Source organism: Paraburkholderia sp. MM5496-R1 (genome assembly GCF_050436205.1).
GTDB lineage: Bacteria > Pseudomonadota > Gammaproteobacteria > Burkholderiales > Burkholderiaceae > Paraburkholderia > Paraburkholderia tuberum.
Genome location: NZ_JBNDLT010000001.1, coordinates 394,954 through 412,197 on the forward strand (window position 1 = coordinate 394,954; position 17,244 = coordinate 412,197).

At 62.0% G+C, this 17,244-nt stretch carries 15 protein-coding genes and 2 pseudogenes; 3 read left to right on the top strand and 14 right to left on the bottom strand.

From position 1 onward, the window contains the following. Window positions 1–4 precede the first annotated feature (4 nt). Window positions 5–493: pseudogene (locus OKW38_RS02000) on the top strand (transposase); the annotation flags it as partial. A gap of 423 nt (window positions 494–916) precedes the next feature. On the opposite strand, the gene OKW38_RS02005 reads toward OKW38_RS02000, so the two are convergent. From OKW38_RS02005 to OKW38_RS02055, 11 genes are all read right to left on the bottom strand, one after another. Continuing rightward, on the bottom strand, window positions 917–2,416 hold the full coding sequence (locus OKW38_RS02005) for an amidohydrolase family protein (protein ID WP_429359748.1): 1,500 nt from the start codon (window positions 2,414–2,416) through the stop codon (window positions 917–919). 37 nt (window positions 2,417–2,453) lie between these two features. Continuing rightward, window positions 2,454–3,269 carry an ABC transporter permease gene (locus OKW38_RS02010; RefSeq protein WP_187630302.1) on the bottom strand — a complete coding sequence of 272 codons (816 nt, stop codon included), beginning with the start codon at window positions 3,267–3,269 and terminating at the stop codon, window positions 2,454–2,456. A 25-nt stretch (window positions 3,270–3,294) separates the two neighbouring features. Next, window positions 3,295–4,107 (bottom strand): ABC transporter permease, encoded by an 813-nt coding sequence (locus OKW38_RS02015; protein ID WP_429359750.1) that lies wholly within the window; start codon window positions 4,105–4,107, stop codon window positions 3,295–3,297. A 145-nt stretch (window positions 4,108–4,252) separates the two neighbouring features. Then, window positions 4,253–5,212, bottom strand: coding sequence for an extracellular solute-binding protein (locus OKW38_RS02020; RefSeq protein WP_429359752.1), 960 nt, complete (start codon window positions 5,210–5,212; stop codon window positions 4,253–4,255). A 140-nt stretch (window positions 5,213–5,352) separates the two neighbouring features. Next, a complete protein-coding gene (locus OKW38_RS02025; RefSeq protein WP_429359753.1) occupies window positions 5,353–6,549 on the bottom strand; it encodes an ABC transporter ATP-binding protein in 1,197 nt (398 codons plus the stop codon). Continuing rightward, window positions 6,546–7,898, bottom strand: a complete 1,353-nt coding sequence (locus OKW38_RS02030; RefSeq protein ID WP_429359754.1) for an amidohydrolase family protein — start codon at window positions 7,896–7,898, stop codon at window positions 6,546–6,548. Before OKW38_RS02030 ends, OKW38_RS02025 begins: the two co-directional genes overlap by 4 nt. Window positions 7,899–7,920: 22 nt before the next feature. Further along, window positions 7,921–8,763, bottom strand: a complete 843-nt coding sequence (locus OKW38_RS02035) for an amino acid ABC transporter ATP-binding protein (protein WP_429359756.1) — start codon at window positions 8,761–8,763, stop codon at window positions 7,921–7,923. 4 nt (window positions 8,764–8,767) lie between these two features. Next, entirely contained in the window at window positions 8,768–9,394 is a 627-nt protein-coding gene (locus tag OKW38_RS02040) for an amino acid ABC transporter permease (RefSeq protein ID WP_262421591.1), read from the bottom strand. Between the two features lie 34 nt (window positions 9,395–9,428). Further along, window positions 9,429–10,286 (bottom strand): transporter substrate-binding domain-containing protein, encoded by an 858-nt coding sequence (locus OKW38_RS02045; protein ID WP_429359757.1) that lies wholly within the window; start codon window positions 10,284–10,286, stop codon window positions 9,429–9,431. A 94-nt stretch (window positions 10,287–10,380) separates the two neighbouring features. Beyond that, entirely contained in the window at window positions 10,381–11,871 is a 1,491-nt protein-coding gene (gene hydA / locus OKW38_RS02050) for a dihydropyrimidinase (RefSeq protein ID WP_429359759.1), read from the bottom strand. After that, a complete protein-coding gene (locus OKW38_RS02055) occupies window positions 11,868–12,596 on the bottom strand; it encodes a maleate cis-trans isomerase family protein (RefSeq protein WP_429359761.1) in 729 nt (242 codons plus the stop codon). Before OKW38_RS02055 ends, hydA begins: the two co-directional genes overlap by 4 nt. Window positions 12,597–13,122: 526 nt before the next feature. Between OKW38_RS02055 and OKW38_RS02060 the strand changes: the two genes are divergently transcribed. Further along, window positions 13,123–13,899: a GntR family transcriptional regulator gene (locus OKW38_RS02060; RefSeq protein WP_429359763.1), complete on the top strand. Its 777-nt coding sequence runs from the start codon at window positions 13,123–13,125 to the stop codon at window positions 13,897–13,899. Window positions 13,900–14,463: 564 nt separating this feature from the next. Here OKW38_RS02060 and OKW38_RS02065 read toward each other — a convergent pair. From OKW38_RS02065 to OKW38_RS02075, 3 genes are read right to left on the bottom strand one after another with little or no spacing between them, the layout of a single operon-like run. Then, on the bottom strand, window positions 14,464–15,138 hold the full coding sequence (locus OKW38_RS02065) for a DUF799 domain-containing protein (protein WP_429359764.1): 675 nt from the start codon (window positions 15,136–15,138) through the stop codon (window positions 14,464–14,466). Beyond that, window positions 15,135–15,494 carry a DUF4810 domain-containing protein gene (locus tag OKW38_RS02070; RefSeq protein WP_187630309.1) on the bottom strand — a complete coding sequence of 120 codons (360 nt, stop codon included), beginning with the start codon at window positions 15,492–15,494 and terminating at the stop codon, window positions 15,135–15,137. The genes OKW38_RS02065 and OKW38_RS02070 overlap by 4 nt, the downstream gene beginning before the upstream one ends. Window positions 15,495–15,496: 2 nt before the next feature. Then, window positions 15,497–15,811, bottom strand: a complete 315-nt coding sequence (locus OKW38_RS02075) for a hypothetical protein (protein ID WP_187630310.1) — start codon at window positions 15,809–15,811, stop codon at window positions 15,497–15,499. A gap of 81 nt (window positions 15,812–15,892) precedes the next feature. Between OKW38_RS02075 and OKW38_RS02080 the strand changes: the two are divergent. Beyond that, window positions 15,893–17,111, top strand: a pseudogene (locus OKW38_RS02080) (IS3 family transposase); the annotation flags it as partial. Between the last annotated feature and the right edge of the window lie 133 nt (window positions 17,112–17,244).

Genomic DNA, 17,244 nt, shown 5'->3' on the forward strand with positions numbered 1-17,244 from the left:
TTGCACCACAACCGTTCCGAAGACGGTGACATCGAGTGCAACGACCCATGGTCGCTTCGGCAAGGAAGACATCATATACAACGCAACGACGAACGAATACCGGTGCCCAGCAGGCGAGAGGCTCATCTGGCAGTTCTCAACCGTTGAGCGCGGCCTGAAGATCAGTAAGTACTGGAGTTCGAATTGCCAGCAATGTCCGCAAAAAGGGGGCTGCACGCCAAGACCTCAACGTCGCGTGACACGCCGGGAGCACGAAGCTGTTCTTGATGACATGTAGGCGCGACTTGATCATGCACCTGAGATGATGCGCATCCGGCGACAGACTGTCGAGCACCCGTTCGGCACGATCAAGGCATGGATGGGCGCCACTCATTTCCTGACACGGACCCTCGGGCGGGTGGGCACGGAAAAGAGCTTGCACGTGCTGGCGTACAACATGAAGCGGGTGATCAAGATACTCGGTTCAGAAGCGGTTATGAACGCGATGAGGGCGTGCCGCCCGCACGGGGTTGTTGTGCTCCGATTTGACGTTCGGGTTGCCGTAACCGACAAGCCGCGAGGTGCGCCGAGACAGGCTTCGTCGATTCCCAGCGGCTGCTCGTTTTGACACAGTCTGGGCCATCAAGGGACATCCATGTCGCCCGATCGAATGACCGAAGGTGGACACACAAACGACGTTAAATATCTGTCCGGGGCATCTTGCCATACCGCCGGCAGGGTTCGGTCCGGGTCCTTGGGACGCGGGAAGCCGCCATTTGCAGGGAGAGCTAACGCCAAGAATAATGGTATGGGCGGCTTGATGACTGGCGATTTCGAGCGGCGAGTTTCTGCTGAACCGGCGATTATCTTGCACCGGTGATTCGTGATTTGTCTCCACGGATCGGGGCGTACGGCTACCGCACCCTTGGCCGCACCGTCAACCGGGCAGCTTTGCCACGCAGGTCTGCCAATCGGCGTGCAGCGTCTGGGCTCGCGCGTAGACCTTCTCCATTTCCGCTCGCAGTGGTGCGACTGATTCATCGGCGAGGCCAAACTCCGCGCTGAGCGCCTCGTAGGCCGCACTAATTTCCCGCATTAGCGCGGCTTCATCGACGCGCGTGAGCCGGCCTTGTCGTATGACTGCCTCGCCCGCGACAAACACGCTGTCGATGGCGGCGCCGCGCTCGGCATACACGAGTTGCCGCACCGGATCGGTCAAGGGAGTGAAGCCTACGGTGTCGGTCCGGTAGGCGACCAGGTCGGCGCGATAACCCGGAGCGATCGCGCCTAGTTGCCCGCCTAGTCCGAGCGCCGTCGCGCCGCCGATCGTCCCTGCATGTAGCGCTTCGGCGGCCGACAACCAGCGCGAATAATCGTCGCCGCGTATCTTCGACAAAGCCGCGGCGCTGCCAAGCACGTTGAGCATATTGCAGGTGACGGTCGACGCGCAGCCGTCTGACCCGAGACTCACGTTGACGCCCGCGTCGAGCAGCTCACGTACCGGTTGCACGCCGGAGCCGAGCATCAGGTTGCTCCACGGATTGTGCTGGACGCTGACGCCAGACTGCGCCAGGCAGTCGATCTCCGCGTCCGACAGCCAGACCGCGTGGATCAGCGAGGTGCCCGGTTGCAAAAATCCCAATTCGGCGAGGCGCATCACCATGGGCTTTCCATAGAACGCTTGTGCCGTTACCACCTGCAGCCGCGTTTCCTGAACGTGGATGATGACCGGCAGCGCGTGCGTGTCGGCGAACGCGCGGCAACGCGCGAGAAATTCAGACGTGCAGCGCTGCGGCGCCGAAGGTGCGATCAGCATGCCGACCCGGTCATGCAGAGGATGGTGCCGCGCCAACTGGCTTTGCAGCAGCGCGAAGAACGCATCGGGCGAGGGCCGCGGCTGGGCGCGTAGTTGCGCGAGCAGAGCGGGCGGGAAAATTGTGTCGACGTCAGGGAAGTTATCGACGATCGCGCGATCCATCATCGAGAACCCGACGAGCGCGCGAATACCCGCGTCTTCGTAAGCCTGGAAAATCGCTTCGACGATGGCGGGGTCGATGGCCTGCCCAAGGCTCACGTCGTCGACCAGGGTGGTCGCGCCGCTGCGCAGCGACTCGAGCGCACCGATCAGGGTCCGCAGGTAAACCTGGCGCGGCGTCAGCTTGACCGGGCGGGGGGCGCGCACGTAGTGCATCCACAATTCGAGCGGGAGGTTTTCGAGCCGACCCTTATGAAAATGCTCGTGCGAATGTTGATGGCCGTTGATGAGCCCCGGCACCAGCAGGCAGTCGTCAAGGGGCACGCACTCTCCGTCGGTCGCGCTGCCGCCCGGCACGACTGCGGCGATGTGCTCGCCTTCGATCACGACGTCGACGCGCCGAGGCTCATAACGCTGCCCGGCGCCGTGTAATGCTCTGACGTTGGAGAGGATCTTGCGCAAGGATTTCACCCGGTTGAAGGAACGTTAGCTGCAGGGGCTAGCGGAACTGCCGCGACAATCCGGCGAGCCGCTCCATCAGCAGCATGGAGATCAAGGTGACGACAATCAGCACGCCGGAGGCCGCAGCCGCCCGCACGTCGAGGCTGTCCTCGATGATGTGCCATAGGTGGATGGGCAGCACTTCTGAGCGGGCGTCCGACAGGAACAGCGACAGCGCGACATTGTCGAACGAGTTCATGAACGCAATGAACGCCCCCGACGCGATGCCGGGTACCAGCGCCGGCAGCACGACGCGGCGAAACGTGAACCAGCCGCCTGCCCCGAGGCATTTCGAGCTGTCGAGTAGCGCTGGATCGAGCTGCGCGTAACTGGCCGACGTGGTGTACAGCACATAGGGCGCGCACAGGGCGATGTGTCCGGCGAGCAGGCTGTAGAACGACAGGCCGGCACTTTCCAGGTTGAACAAGATCAGGATACCCAAACCGAGCGCGAGTGACGGGATGGTCAGCGGTGCCATGAAAAAAGAGTCGAGCAGTCGCGCAGCGAGCGTGCGGCGGCGTGCCAGAGTGACCGCGGCCGCCACCGCCAGCACGGTCGCACAGGCGGTCGCGGCGGCGGCGAGCCTCAGGCTTAGCAGCAGGTCGTCGATGATCTCGGGCGAATCGAAGATCAGTGCGTGATACCACCGCAGCGAGAACCCCGGCGGCGGAAACTTCAGCGAGTAGCCCGACGTGAGCGAGGTTATCAGCACGATCAGCGTGGGCCCGATCAGCATCAGGAGTCCGATGCCGCCGATCGCTCCCATCACGGCATTGAACGACAAGCGCCCAGGCCGGGTGCGGCGCGTCGGCATGACCTGCGCCGCGGCGGCGGTGTATTTAGCCATGGACAAATCCCCGGGTCTTGCGGCCGAAATAGTTGAGCAAGGTCACGACCAGGAGCACGCTCAACAGCAAAATCACAGCGAGTGTGGCGGCAAATGGATAATTCTGCGTCTGGATCGCCTGCTCGTAGATGTAGAACGGCATGTACATCAACTGGCCGCCCCCGACCAGCGTCTGAACTACGAACGCGCTGACCGCGCCGGTAAATACCAGCAAGGTGCCGCTGAGCAGGCCCGGCATGGCGAGCGGCACCGTGATCTTCCACCAGGTGCACCAACTGCTCGCCCCCAACGCGTGCGATGCCTCGGGCAGGCGCGTGTCGAGCGACATGAGCGTGGTGACGAGCGGTAACACCATCAACGGCAATTCAATCTGCGCGAGCGACAGGATAACAGCCAGCGGTGTATACAAGAGCCGCACCGGTTCGCCCGTTCGCCCGAACGCCACGAGTAGCGCGTTGACCAGCCCTTCATTGCCGAGGATCACGACCCATGCAAACGTGCGGACCACCGAGCTGGTCAGAAGCGGCAGAAGAATCAGCACCATCAGCAGACGCCTCCACCGCGGCCGGCTCACCACGTACAGATGGGCGACGGGATAGCCAAGTACGATCGTCGCAAGCGTGGTTGCCACGCCCAGCATGAGCGTTTGCCAGAGGATGCCCCGGTTATAACTGTCGCCAAAAAACAGCAGGTATTGGCGCATGCCGAAATGCGTCATGGCGGTGTCGCTGTGCAGGCTGATCAACGCGACGAGTGCGAGCGGCACGCCCACAAACGCGACGAAGAACAGGCCCAGCGGCAGCACGAGGAGCCAGTCGCGTGACATCCGGTGGTTCGCGTTCATGATGCGTCAGGCCTTGACCAGACGGTTGAAACGGTCAATATACTCGGCACGGCGCGGGTTGATCCGTGCCCAGTCCACCTGTACGAACGAGGCCATTTCATTTGCGTTATGGGCGATGGCGGCGAGCGCTGCGCCGAACGGCACTTTCGTGTTGGTTGGCGCAACATAGTAAGGCGCAGCCGTCATCTGCTGCTGCACTTCTACACTCAGCGCGGTGTTGATATAGGTCGCGGCGAGATCCAGCGCCTGGGTGTTCTTCACGATATTCATCGTGCTGCGCACCATTCCCCAGTTGCTCTCCGGTCGCGCGAGCGCGATCGGTACGCCCTTGGCCTTGAGTGACTCGACGTTGTTGATGTAGTGGCACGCAATATCCACCTGACCTTGCTGGAACAGCGTGCCCCAGTGCGCCGGGATTGGCAGCGACCGCGCCGACGTTGGGCATCAGGCGCTTGATGTAATCGAATGCCAGGTCCATGTGGTCTTCGTCGCCGCCGAGCATCTTGGCGAGCGCCACCATCCATACCGTGCCCAAGGTCGAGTCGAGACTCACGAGGCCGACGCGGCCCTTGAATTCCGGCTTAAGCAGATCGTTCCAGGATTTCGGCGTGCTCTTCACGCGCTCGGTGTTGTACGCAATGCCATACACCTGCGCGGACACATACGCGCCGAGGCCCTTCGGGTCGATGAAGTGAGCGGGCAGATTCGCGAGGTTCGGCACGCGGGCCGCCGGAATGGGTTCGAACACGCCTTGCGCGATGCCCTGCAGGTAGGGTCCCTCGTCCATCATGACCACGTCGAATGGCGGATTGTTGCGCGCGGCCACCAGTTTGGTCAGGGTGTCGAGCGCCTGGGAGGCAGTGAGCACGGCGTTGACACCCGCAGCCTTGCGAAACGCGGGCAACAGGATCTTGCGTTGTGACTCTTCCCACGCGCCAGGAAAGGTGGTGGCCGCGAGGGACTCCGAGGCAGCCATGGCAAGCGGGCTGCCGAGCGACAGGCCAACGGCCCCAGCCGCTCCCATCAGTTGCAGGAGCTTGCGACGTTGGTGATCGATCAGCGACATAGGACCTCCGGATGAACGATTGAAGTGGATAGACGGGTGATAGGGAAGAGGGCGACGTGCACGCGCCGCGGACAGGATCGGCGCCGTACGGCGTCGCTGCCGCGCGCGCTCGGTTGGATAAAGACAGACGTGAGCATCCGCTAAACGCCGGCGGCGCCGTGCGTCGGCGCACTGAAGGTGCGCACCCGCGCATCCGGTTTGAAATCGAGCGCCACGCGCAGGCGTGGCTGCAAGGCGGCACCCTCGGCACGTGGGAGCGATATCTTCACGGGCTGCCCAGCATCGGTCTGCAGATCGACAACCAGCGTTGGGCCGATCGGCATGGCCAGTTGAACGGTAGCAAGCAACTGCCGCGCGTTGGCGCCAGGCTGTGGCAACTGCCAGTCCCATTGTTCGGGTCGAACCGCCAGCAACGCCGCGCCGGGATCGCGCCACGGGCCCGGCTGGGGAACGGACAGCACGGCGCCATCGGCGAACTCTGCCAGGCACTGGTTGCCATCCAGGCGCAGCGTCACCGGCAGCAGGTTTGCGGTGCCGACGAAGGTGGCGACGAACGAGGTGGCGGGCTGGTCGTAGATCGCGACCGACGTGTCGTATTGTTCGAGACGCCCGCGATTGAGAACCGCGACCCGGTCGGCCATGCTCATCGCCTCTTCCTGGTCGTGCGTCACCATCACGGTCGTGATGTTCAGTTCGCGCTGCAGACGTCGGATTTCGATCTGCATGTCGAGTCGCAGGTTTTTGTCGAGGGCCGCAAACGGTTCGTCGAGCAGCAGGATGCGGGGTTCGACGGCGAGTGTGCGGGCCAGTGCAACGCGTTGTTGCTGGCCGCCCGACAACTCGCGGGGATAGCGCTTCGCAAACGCATCCATGCGGACCATCTCGAGCATCTGCATGGCCTTGTGCGCGGCGTCGCGACGGGCCGCACCGTTGGCTTCCAGACCGTAGGCCACGTTCGCGGCCACCGTCATGTGCGGAAACAGCGCGTAGTTCTGGAAGACGATGCCCACACCGCGCTGGCGCGGCGCGAGGCTATCCACGCGTTGTCCGCCAATATGGACTTCGCCCTCGGACTGCACCTGCAGACCGGCGAGGATACGCAGCAGGGTACTTTTGCCGCACCCCGAGGGGCCAAGCAACGCAACCAGTTCGCCGGCCGCAACCTCGAGGGTGACGTCTTCGATGACGGGCACCGCTGCGAAGCGGTGTCTGATGCCGCGCATCTGCACGGCAGCACCAGCTTGTGAAGTGCTGGCGCGTGGAGGCGCAAATGCGGCGGCCGCGACGCCTGTGCCGCCGTGCTTCGCCTGCGAACCGATACTGTGCGGGGTGCTCATGCGCTGGCCCTTTTCCATAATTGCGCGGCGGCGTGTTGTGCGGCGGCGATGACCGCATCGGCGTCGCAACGGGTGGGAGCACCGCCGTCCACCACGATTTCTCCATCCACGATGACCATCTCCACATCGCGCCCGAGTCCCGTATGCACGAGCGTGCCCAGCGGATTCGGGTGCGGTGCCAGATGCGCGCGTCGGAAGTCGAATACGGCGAGGTCCGCGAGCCAGCCCGTCTGCAGCCGACCCAGTTGGTCGCCCAGGCCCATCGCAAGGGCGCCGTTATGGGTGGCCATCGCCAGCGCATCGGCGGGCTGCCAGTCGGGGGCGACCTCGTCCAACTGGATGCGCGCGATGGCCAGCGCCCAGCGCATGACCTCGGTCATATCCGCGTGCATGTTGTCCGTGCCGAGCGCGATGCGGGCGCCGGCGGCGCGCAGGCGCGGCGTCGGCGCCATCGTCCCCCCCGTCGCGTTGCCCTTTGGAATGTGTGCGACCGTAATCCCGGCGCGTCCGACGCGCTCGATGTCGCCGTCGTCCAGATACAGACAGTGCGCCGCCACCAACCGTTCATTGAGCAGTCCGACATTGTCGAGTAGCTGCGCCGGGCTTTTGCCCGAACGCCGTTTCACTTGCCCCACTTCAGTGCGGCTTTGCGCGAGGTGAGTTGTTACGCCAAGGTCATGCGCGCGTGCCGCATCGGCGATCCGACGCAGAAAGTCGTCAGAGCAGGTATCCGGTGCGTGAACGGCCAGTTGCACGCCCGTGCGGCCGTTGTGCTTGCGATGCCAGCGCGAGGCGAGCGTCAGTGCGTCGTTGAGCGTACGCTCCCCGGTCGCGGCATGGTATTCCCAGCGCCCGTTCGCCACGCCGGAGAAATCGACGTCGTGAAGGCGTCCGCATGAGAACACGCGCAAGCCAAGGTCGGCCATTGCCTCCATTGTGAGGTCGGCATGAACATAGCTATCGTTGATCAGCGTCGAGCCGAACAGCATCGCTTCGAGCGCGCCGAGACGAGCCAGCGCGACCGCTTCGTCCGGGCGCACGTCGTGGCCGTGCGGAATGCCTGGCGTGTACGCGGGCGCGAAGCCCAGATCTTCGGCTACACCGCGCACCATCGTCAGAATGGCGTGGGTATGCACGTTGACATAGCCCGGCACGATAAGGCGTCCGCCTAGCCGTCGCGTGGTACGCGCGCGCGTTTGCAGGCTCAGGTCCTGCGCGCGGCCGACAAAGGCAAGCCGGTTGCCGCGTATGCCGATGGCCGCGTCATGTAACACCGGCTGGGCGGGGTCCATCGTCACAACGGTGGCATCCAGCAACAGCAGGTCAAGGTCGACAGGTAGGGCAGTCATTAGTCAACTCATCCGGTTCAGTTCAGGTGTGCAGGTGCTGCAGGAAACGCTGGGTGCGTTCTTCGCGCGGACGGCCGAAAACCTCGCCGGTCGCGCCTTGCTCGACGATCGTGCCGCCATCCATGAAGACGACCCGATGGGCGACGTTGCGCGCGAAGCTCATTTCGTGTGTGACGACCATCATCGTCGTACGGGCTGCGGCGAGATCGCGCATGACTTCGAGGACTTCGTTGACCAGTTCTGGATCGAGCGCCGAGGTGGGCTCGTCGAACAGGATCATTTCCGGCTCCATCGCGAGTGCGCGGGCGATCGCCACCCGCTGCTGCTGTCCGCCTGACAGTTGCGCGGGTCGCTTGCCGACGTGCGGGGCAAGCTGGACTCGCTCCAACGCCTGTTGCGCGCGATCCCGAGCTGCATCGCGCGACAGCCCCAGCACGCGCTGCGGGCCCGCTGCGACGTTGTCGAGCGCACTCAGATGAGCGAACAGGTTGAAGCGCTGGAAGACGAATCCGAAACGGCTGCGTTGCCGGGCGAGTTCGGCCTCGGGTAGCGCACGGCCGTTTTCGGACAGGCCGATGCGCTGACCGCCGAGTCGGATCGTGCCGTCGTCAGGTTTCTCCAGGAAGTTGATACAGCGCAGCAGGGTGGTCTTGCCCGAACCCGAGGGGCCGATCAGCACCACCGTCTCGCCATGCCCCACTTGTAGCGAGACCGAGGGCAGCACGACCTTGTCGCCGAAGCGCTTATGCAGTTGCTCGATGGCTAGCAGCGGTGAACCGGCGGCTTCACGCTCGCGCGCAGCGGCGAGCGCCGCGGGTAGCTCGGGGGCGGTGATGATGGAAGACATGGTGGGACCAGAGTTCATGGAATCAGTATTGCGGCAGCCGCCGCTCGAGGTAGCGCGACAGCCACGCAAGCGCCGAGATCAATGCGTAGTAGTAGAGGGCGATCAGCAGGAAGATCTCGAACGGCGAGAAATATGTCGCTATGATTTCTTGCCCGGCGTGTGTGAGCTCGTACACGGAGATCGCAGAGAGCAGCGCTGAGCCCTTGATTAGTGAGATCAGTTCGTTGGTGAGCGGTGGCAGAATGCGCCGCCACGCTTGCGGAAAGAGCACATGCACAATGATCTGGCCATGGCGCATGCCGATCGATTGGGCCGCCTCGGTCTGGCCGCGATCGACGGACTGCATGCTCGCCCTTACGATCTCGCAGATGAACCCGCCGGCATTCAGGCTCAGTGCGATGACACCGGCCCAATATTCGTTGAAGTTGATGCCGATGACCGGCAGCGCAAAATAGACGAGAAAGATCTGCACCAGCAGCGGCGTGCCGCGCACGAAATCGACATACGCCAGCACCGCGATACGGACCGCCCTGAAGCGGCTAAGCGCACCAAAGCCCAGCGCGAAGCCGAGCACAATGCCGATCGCGATTGCCGCGAGGCAGACCTTCAGCGTAGCGAGCAGGCCGACCGCGAGAATCGGCATGGCCATGACAATAATGCTCCAGTCCATGGGCGCCGGGCTCTCAGGTAAGCGCCGGAATCGCGTCCGGCAAATTCATGTCGAATCCAAACCACTTCTGCTGCAGCGCATGCAGCGTGCCGTCGCTCCTGAATTTGCGCAGTTGCTGATCGATAAAGCCGATCAGCGCGGTGTCGTCGGTACGCGCCGCGATGCCTGCCCAGTTGTCCGCGCCGATACCCTTGACGATCGCGTATTTTCCTGGTGCATTCTTGAGCACGAGCGCGAGCGTCGGCAGGGTATTGAGCACACCGTCGACTTTGCCTTCGGCTAGCGCAATATAGGCGGCCGGATGGTCATCGAAGGTTTTCACTTCTTTGAAGCCCGCTCCGGCAGCCGCTTTCAATTGAGCGTCGAGCTTCGGCTCGAGCGTCTGACCCGGTGAACCGAGCTTGAGCCCCAGCACCTTGCCGTTCATCCCGGCAAGACTGGTCACGCTCTTCTGATCTGCTGCCCGAATCAGCAACGCCTGCGACGCTTCGACGTAAGGCACCGAGAAATCAACGTGTTTTTCGCGCTCGGCCGTATAGCTCAGACTGCTCATGACCAGATCGAACTTCTTCGTATAGAGCGACGGAATCACACCCGCCCAGACGGTGTCGACAAACTCCGCCTTGACGCCCAGATTGCGGCAAAACGCGTTGGCAAGATCGACGTCGTAGCCAATCATTGTGCCGCTCGCGTCGCGATAGGTCAGCGGCGGATAGGTCGCTTCACAGCCGATGCGCAGGACGCCGGACTTCTTGACCTCGTCAAGCGTGAGCCCGGCAGCCAGCGCAAAGCGGGGCAAACCGATCGACACCAGGGCCGCGCCCACGCCGGCACGGTGGAGGAATTGGCGACGCGAAAATCGTTCGGACATCAGGCTCTCCAGAGAAAATCAAGGTACCTACGAGTTAAGACAGCGTGCGAGACGCAGCGAAGTACGCAAGGAGCGCTACGCGGCAGAACCTTGCTTACCCGCGATAGACGGCGGGAAAGGCAAACCGCGGCAGCACCCGGTGAGCTTCGATACGCGGGTTCAACGGCCGGTGCGGCTGTGCGGGTTGCGGCCGCAGGGCCGGCAGAAACTCGCCGCGGCCGCGCGTGCCGCAGGGTTGTGAGCCGTCCCAGACCACCGCGCCGCGCGAAAGCGTCAGCGCTGGCCATGCCTTCATCCGCCAGCCCTCGTACGGCGTGTAGTCGACGTTGTGATGCAACGCATCGTTGGTGAGCGTGAAAGCTCGATCCGTATCCCAGATCACCAGATCGGCGTCGCCGCCGATCGCGATCGAACCTTTACGCGGATAAAGGCCGTACAGTTTCGCGGCGTTGGTCGCAGTCAACGCGACAAAGGCATGGATATCGATGCGTCCGTTCATCACGCCTTCCGACATCAGCAAGGCCATACGTGTCTCAATGCCGGGTATGCCATTGGGCACCTGATCGAAGGACGGGTTTTCGCCAGCTACCTGCTTGCCGTGCGGGCCGTCGTAGCGAAACGGGGCATGGTCGGAGGAGAGCACCTGAAACGTGCCGTTCACGAGACCGTCCCAGACGGCCTGGCGGTTTGCTTCATCGCGCGGTGGCGGGCTGCAGATGCATTGATATCCGCGTGGGCCGTCTTCGAGCATGTCTTCGGTGAGCAGCAGATAGTGCGGACATGTTTCGGCATAGACCGCGAGACCTTGGCCCTGCGCCCAGCGAATCTGCTCGATCGCCTCGCGGCCGGAGACGTGCACGATCAGCACAGGTGTGTCGACAAGTTGCGCGAGGCTGATTGCCCGATGCGTCGCTTCGCGTTCGACCAACATGGGGCGCGACAGTGCATGACCGATCGGCGCGGTGATGCCTTGTTCGAGCAATGCCTCGGTCAGCCACGCAATGCAATCGGCGTTTTCGGCATGGATCATCACCATGGCGCCGTGGGCGCGAGCCAGCGCCAGCAATTCGACCATCTGGCGATCGTTGAGCTTGAGCGCGTCGTACGTCATGTAGATCTTGAACGACGTGTAGCCCTCTTCGATCAGTTGCGGCAACTCCTGCTCAAGCACCTGCGGCGTGGGATCGGTGACGATGAGATGGAATGCGTAGTCGATGACTGCACGGCCGTCAGCGCGTTGATGGTACGTATCGATGGCCGCCCGCAGGGTTTGCCCCTTTTGCTGGCACGCAAATGGAATGACAGTGGTGGTCCCGCCGCAGGCGGCGGACACGGTGCCGCTCAGGAAGTCGTCGGCCATCACGCTGTCGTCACCGGTGTCCTGGTCCAGGTGACAGTGGCTGTCCACCCCGCCGGGGGTGACTAACCGCCCGGCCGCGTCGATCTCGCTGACGCCCGGGGCCAGTGCGCTGCCCAGCGCGACGATGCGCCCCCCGCGCACGCCGATGTCGGCGGCAAAGCGGTCGGCCGCGGTGGCTATATCCGCGTTGCGGATCACAAGGTCGAACCCCGCCGCGTCGCTCATGCGACCTCCCGGAACAAGCTCCCCCAGCCTTTGACACGCGATGTCTCGATGCCGGTCATCCGCAGCGCTTTCCAGACCACCGTCGAGATGGTGTCGTACACCGGAATGCCGAGCTCCGCTTCGAGCTCTTCGGCGAGCGGCGCGCCGCGCAAATTGGTGCAGAAAATCGTAATGGCGTCGGGTTTGCTTTTCGCGACGTCACGAGCCATCTCGCGCAATGTGTCCGCGCTGACTTCCGAAAACGAAAAATTGTCCTGCTTGTTCAGATGACGCTCGCCGACACATTCAAAGCCCGCGCCGCTATAGGTCGACACGACTTTCGCCTGCACGTCGTCGCGATACGGTGTGACGAGTCCAAAGCGACGCACGCCGGTCGTGGCGAAAATTTCGTTGAGCGCCAGCACCGAGGTGCATGCGGCAATGCCGGTGCGCGCGGTGATGCTGCGGCATAGACGCTCGTCCGCTTCAAAACCAAGCCAGCCCGATGACGTCCCGTTCCAGCCGATCACATTGAGCTTGGCGTCGGCAAGCAGCGTTGCTGCCGCGAGAATCTCCTCGTCGTCGAACTGTGCCAGCGCCTGCTCGGACATCGCGATCTGGGTCACACGGAAGCGGCCGAAATGCGCGCTGACGTCTGGCACGCCCGAAAGTATCGTCGAGGTGACCGGTTCGAGAACCGTGTTGGAAGATGGGGTCAACATGCCAATCAAAGTGCGTTGCGTCATGATTTCCATATCAGGGGTAGCCTTCTGGCAAGCAGGGCTGGAAGGGTGCTTGCTCGACGCTTGATGACGCAATCTTTATGCCAACATAAATAAGTGTGTTTGTACTCAAAAAAAAGAAAATTGTATGCAATCGCATGTCTCGATCAGATGGTGCTCCCGGCCGGTTTTTGGTCGCCTCAAACTGAGCCAGCGCATGGGGACCGCGACGAAATGAACGGCCGCAATAGTTGCATGAAGATGGTGCGCGCCCGCACCAAATTGGGATTGATGAGCTCGATCAGAGCGCACATCGCGCGGTGCGTCTTGCTCCAAGATCGCAATGCATATTTATAAATTGTTGTATACAAAGTAGTTACCAATTCATTTGGTCGCGCGTCGCTTCACGCCAGATCTCGGACGAGTATCCGCACACGAAACACAAGTCTGAACGACCGCACGATGAGGCGGCGCATTGCACGGTTGGCCTTGTGGGACGATCGGAGTACGCTGCGCGGCGATCAACCAGGCATAGTGACGCGGCGAATTTATGTGCACAAAAACGCTCGCGATTGTTCTATCATCGATTTATTTCCCAGCTGCGAGAAACACTTTGAGCCGAGCCTCCGTCATGCCTGCCAGTAAGAGTGTCGCGTCCAAAACGCCGTATACCAACGAGGAAATCTACGGACGCATCCAGAAGGCCGTGCTTGAACATCGCCTTGCACCCGGCACCAAGTTGATCGAGGAGCGGCTGGCGGAAGTCTCGCGTGTGAGCCGAACGAAAATCCGGGAAGTACTCAACAAGCTTGCGCATGAGGGGCTTGTCGAGCTGGTGCCGAATCGCGGGGCCTTTATCGCAAGTCCGAGTGTCCAGCAGGCACGGGATGTGTTCGTCACGCGGCGTATCATCGAACCGGAAATGGTCCGGCTCCTGAGTCGCACCGCCACGTCCGCGCAGGTACGCGCGTTGTACAAGCACGTGCGGCAGGAAAGCGATGCGCGCAAACAGAATGACCGGCCTGCGATCATCCGGCTGTCCGGCGAGTTCCATGTACTGATCGCGGAGATGATTGGCAACGAAATCCTGCTGCGGATGATGCGTGAACTCGCTCCGTTGACCTGTCTCGTCATCACCCTCTATGACAAGCCCAACGCACCGGCGTGCCCGCATCACGAGCACAGCGAGCTGATCGATGCGATCGAAGCGCACGATGAAGCGCGTGCCGCCGCATGCATGCTGGAGCATCTGCAGCATATCGAAGCGACGCTGAACTTCGATGAGGTGAAGGACGCGTCGGCGGATATCGAGGCGATCTTTTCCTGAGCAGGCGAGGCTTCGCGTCGGCGCCGGTTGGTCGAGACCGTTGGTGTTATCAGAAAAAGGCATGTCTTGATGATCGCGTCGCGCATCGCGAGGTTAAGGGTCGGCTTCTCGTAGACCCTTGCTTTGCACGTGTCGACGACAATCTGGCCAAGTCACCAATTTCAACAAATCCGGAGAGTCCAATGCCTGTTTTTATGTCCAGGCTGGTTTGAACGAGCCTGAGGCCTTCACCGAACCTGATCGAACGTCAGAGGCGGGCCCGACTACGGGCATTCGAATTTTCTGGTAGCGGTCATTCGCGGCAACCCGCGCGCCACTTTGGTGAGCGACTGCTCTGGCCGACCAATTGTCCTTGAGTGGCCGTACCGAGCGTCTGCCGGGCTCCGATACCTGCCTTTTCACCTCTGACGGCTCGACCGCGGACAACGGGTCGGCTACGACGTCCCGCAACAACTTCGCGGATATAACGCATTGCGCGGAAGAAGTTTAATGGTTGTCCCACCTCGAAATTGTTCCCGGGTTTGCTCTCGCGGGAACATTCATTCTCGAACGGCGCCAATCGTCTCAGAAAGTCGCGCCGTCAGACTTGTAGTGACCGTCATAAGGGCCAGCGGGCAGTCCCTGGCCGGCTTTATTGACGGAGATCGCGTTTGCCTGTTGAGCCAAGGGGACGTAGTTCGGCTTCGCCTTGGCGATCGCCGCCGTGATTGCCGCTACTATCAACGTCGCAAGCGGGTTACCCGCGTTTGCGGCTTGCGGCGAGTAGACCATGGTCTGTCTGTGCGTCCACAGAGTTTCGCCAGTGGTGCCGCTCTTCAGCGCATAGCTGAGATCTACTGTCACCGATGTCGCGAGAACCGCATACTTCGCATCCCACCGGTTGATGGTGATGTACATTACCGAGTCTGCACCGAACATCTTGCCCAGAACGGTCGGATCGTTGGCGTGAACGAGATCCGCGTCACCGAGCCCATCATCCTCCATGACTCGCTTCGTGAGGTTCAGCGGAAAGACGTAGTAGCCGCGCTCTGCCAACGGCCGGCTGATCGTTGACAGAAAATAGTCTGGCGCATCGATATCGACGCTGCGGTTGATCACTGGCACAACAAGAATCGAATGCGGATCAGCATGCCGGAACGTTGTGTAATTGTTGTGGACGGGAACTGGCGCGCACGCTGCCATCGCAACTACAGACGTTACGGCGAGAGTGAGCTTCAGGAGGCGGTTTGCTGCGCTCATTGCTTCGTTTCCTTCGTGCTGGAGGCAACCCTGATCATGGTCGTCATGAAGACGGTCGACTCAGGCCAGGCTGTCTTCTCCTTTTCGAAGAAGACAGCAGCTTGCTTCGAGTCACCGGACTCAAGTAAGACTTGACCATATTCAGCGTAGATTCCCGGAGGCACCTTCTTCCCCGATGCCTCGGCTTTGCTGATCGTATCAGCCAGGTGTTGAGCAAATGCCGCAGTGTCGCCTGGCGTCTTGTAGTGTTCGTACAAGGACGACTCGTAGTTTCCCCAGGCGTATTTCGTCTGAGGAGCACAGGCAGCGGTCATTCCGGCTACCGTGAGCACGACTGCAAATTTCCAGACTTTCATTGTTATTGCCCTCCAGTCGTTACGTCCACTGCGACCGCTTCTCCGCTGGCAGCCAGGATTCTTTTCTTTGTCAGCACCGCGTTGCCGTGACGCACTTCAACGGAGTGCGGGCCTTCCTCAATAGACATCACGCCGTTGACTCCGTTGTACTGGTTCGCTGGTCCGATCAGCTGCCCGTCGAGCACGAGTTCGCTGTCGCTCGGAGCGCCGACAAGGCTAAGGGTTGGACGAGCGCTGCCCGAAACGACCTGGCTATGGGGCATAGCGCAGCCCGCGAGGGCAACGGCAAGCGTTGTCACGCAAATGGATCGCATCATTTGTTGGTTACTCGGCTACGAAGAGAGTGAAGTTGACCCGCAAAAACGGACATCTATCCTTTGGAGAAGGAGGTGCCGATTATGGCCAAGCATCGTACCCCGTACCCGGCGGAATTTCGGGCGCAAATGGTCGGGCTGGTGAAGGCCGGACGCAGGCCGGAGGAACTGGAAAAGGAGTTCGAGCCGACTGCACAGACCATCTACAACTGGGTGGCGCAGGCTGATCGCGACACAGGTGTGCGGCATGACGGTCTGACCACAGCCGAACGCCAGGAGCTCACACGGTTGCGTCGCGAAGTCCGGCAACTGAAGATGGAACGCGACATACTCTCTCACGCGGCAGCCTGGTTCGCGAGGGAGACGGGATCCATTCCACCGAAGGGCGGTACGGATTCATGAAAGCGAACCGGGCCCGCTGGCCCATCGCGATGATGGCACGGCTGCTCGGCGTCTCGACGAGCGGCTATTACACATGGCTGGTGCGGGAGCCCGCGATGCGCACGCGTAGCGATGCGCAACTGCTCGCGCATATCCGCACGCTCCATGCAAGCTCGCGCGGCACGTATGGGGCACCGCGTATTCATGCGCAGCTTGCGCGCGAAGGCATACACGTGGGGCGCAAGCGGGTGGCGCGCCTCATGCGTATGGCGGGTCTGTGCGGGGCAAGCCGGCGGCGCTGGCCGCGCACCACACGGCCACGCGCAGGCGCCCGGCGTGCGCCTGATCTGGTGCGCCGGCACTTCAGTGCCGAGGCGACAAACGTGCTGTGGGTCGCAGACGCGACCTATGTACCCACGGGTGAAGGATTCCTCTATCTGGCGGTTGTGCTGGATGTATTCAGCCGTCGCGTCGTCGGCTGGGCGATGTCCAGCCATCTGTACACCGAACTGATGCTACGCGCCCTGGACATGGCGTTGCAGCAGCGACGCCATGACGGTGTGATTCTACATTCCGATCAAGGCTGTCAAGGCGGATTCAACCGGTCGTTGCAACACCTCCTCGATCAAAGGTGTTGCAACGACCGGTTGAATCCGCCCAATACACCTCCATTGCCTTCGGGCGGCGCTGCCGAGAAGCCGGCGTACAACCGTCGATGGGGACCACCGGCGACGCTTATGACAACGCGATGTGCGAGTCATTCTTCGGCACGCTCGAAGCCGAACTGCTCTGTCGCGAACACTTCGCGACCCACGAACAGGCAAGGCGGCGTCTGTTCTCGTTTCTGGAGAGCTGGTACAACATACGCCGCCTCCACAGCAGCATCGGCTACTGTTCGCCGCTCGAATTCGAAAACCTGCATGCGCAAAATCAAAGCTTATCGTCGCGCGGGTTGCCCACCGCCGGGCAGCGTCGTGGTCTTGACAGGCGACCCGCCGCCCGGCCGTGGACAACCTGCGATTTGATCTTATCGGGAGGTGCCACACCGCATTAAA

What these genes read in the sequence shown, in the direction of transcription:
- OKW38_RS02065 (WP_429359764.1), bottom strand. Translation starts at nt 15,138, where the DNA reads ATGAGCGCAGCAAACCGCCTCCTGAAGCTCACTCTCGCCGTAACGTCT.
- OKW38_RS02075 (WP_187630310.1), bottom strand. Translation starts at nt 15,811, where the DNA reads ATGATGCGATCCATTTGCGTGACAACGCTTGCCGTTGCCCTCGCGGGC.
- OKW38_RS02035 (WP_429359756.1), bottom strand. Translation starts at nt 8,763, where the DNA reads ATGAACTCTGGTCCCACCATGTCTTCCATCATCACCGCCCCCGAGCTA.
- OKW38_RS02020 (WP_429359752.1), bottom strand. Translation starts at nt 5,212, where the DNA reads ATGTCGCTGATCGATCACCAACGTCGCAAGCTCCTGCAACTGATGGGA.
- OKW38_RS02060 (WP_429359763.1), top strand. Translation starts at nt 13,123, where the DNA reads ATGTGCACAAAAACGCTCGCGATTGTTCTATCATCGATTTATTTCCCA.
- OKW38_RS02045 (WP_429359757.1), bottom strand. Translation starts at nt 10,286, where the DNA reads ATGTCCGAACGATTTTCGCGTCGCCAATTCCTCCACCGTGCCGGCGTG.
- OKW38_RS02070 (WP_187630309.1), bottom strand. Translation starts at nt 15,494, where the DNA reads ATGAAAGTCTGGAAATTTGCAGTCGTGCTCACGGTAGCCGGAATGACC.
- OKW38_RS02010 (WP_187630302.1), bottom strand. Translation starts at nt 3,269, where the DNA reads ATGCCGACGCGCCGCACCCGGCCTGGGCGCTTGTCGTTCAATGCCGTG.
- OKW38_RS02055 (WP_429359761.1), bottom strand. Translation starts at nt 12,596, where the DNA reads ATGACGCAACGCACTTTGATTGGCATGTTGACCCCATCTTCCAACACG.
- OKW38_RS02030 (WP_429359754.1), bottom strand. Translation starts at nt 7,898, where the DNA reads ATGACTGCCCTACCTGTCGACCTTGACCTGCTGTTGCTGGATGCCACC.
- OKW38_RS02025 (WP_429359753.1), bottom strand. Translation starts at nt 6,549, where the DNA reads ATGAGCACCCCGCACAGTATCGGTTCGCAGGCGAAGCACGGCGGCACA.
- OKW38_RS02040 (WP_262421591.1), bottom strand. Translation starts at nt 9,394, where the DNA reads ATGGCCATGCCGATTCTCGCGGTCGGCCTGCTCGCTACGCTGAAGGTC.
- hydA (WP_429359759.1), bottom strand. Translation starts at nt 11,871, where the DNA reads ATGAGCGACGCGGCGGGGTTCGACCTTGTGATCCGCAACGCGGATATA.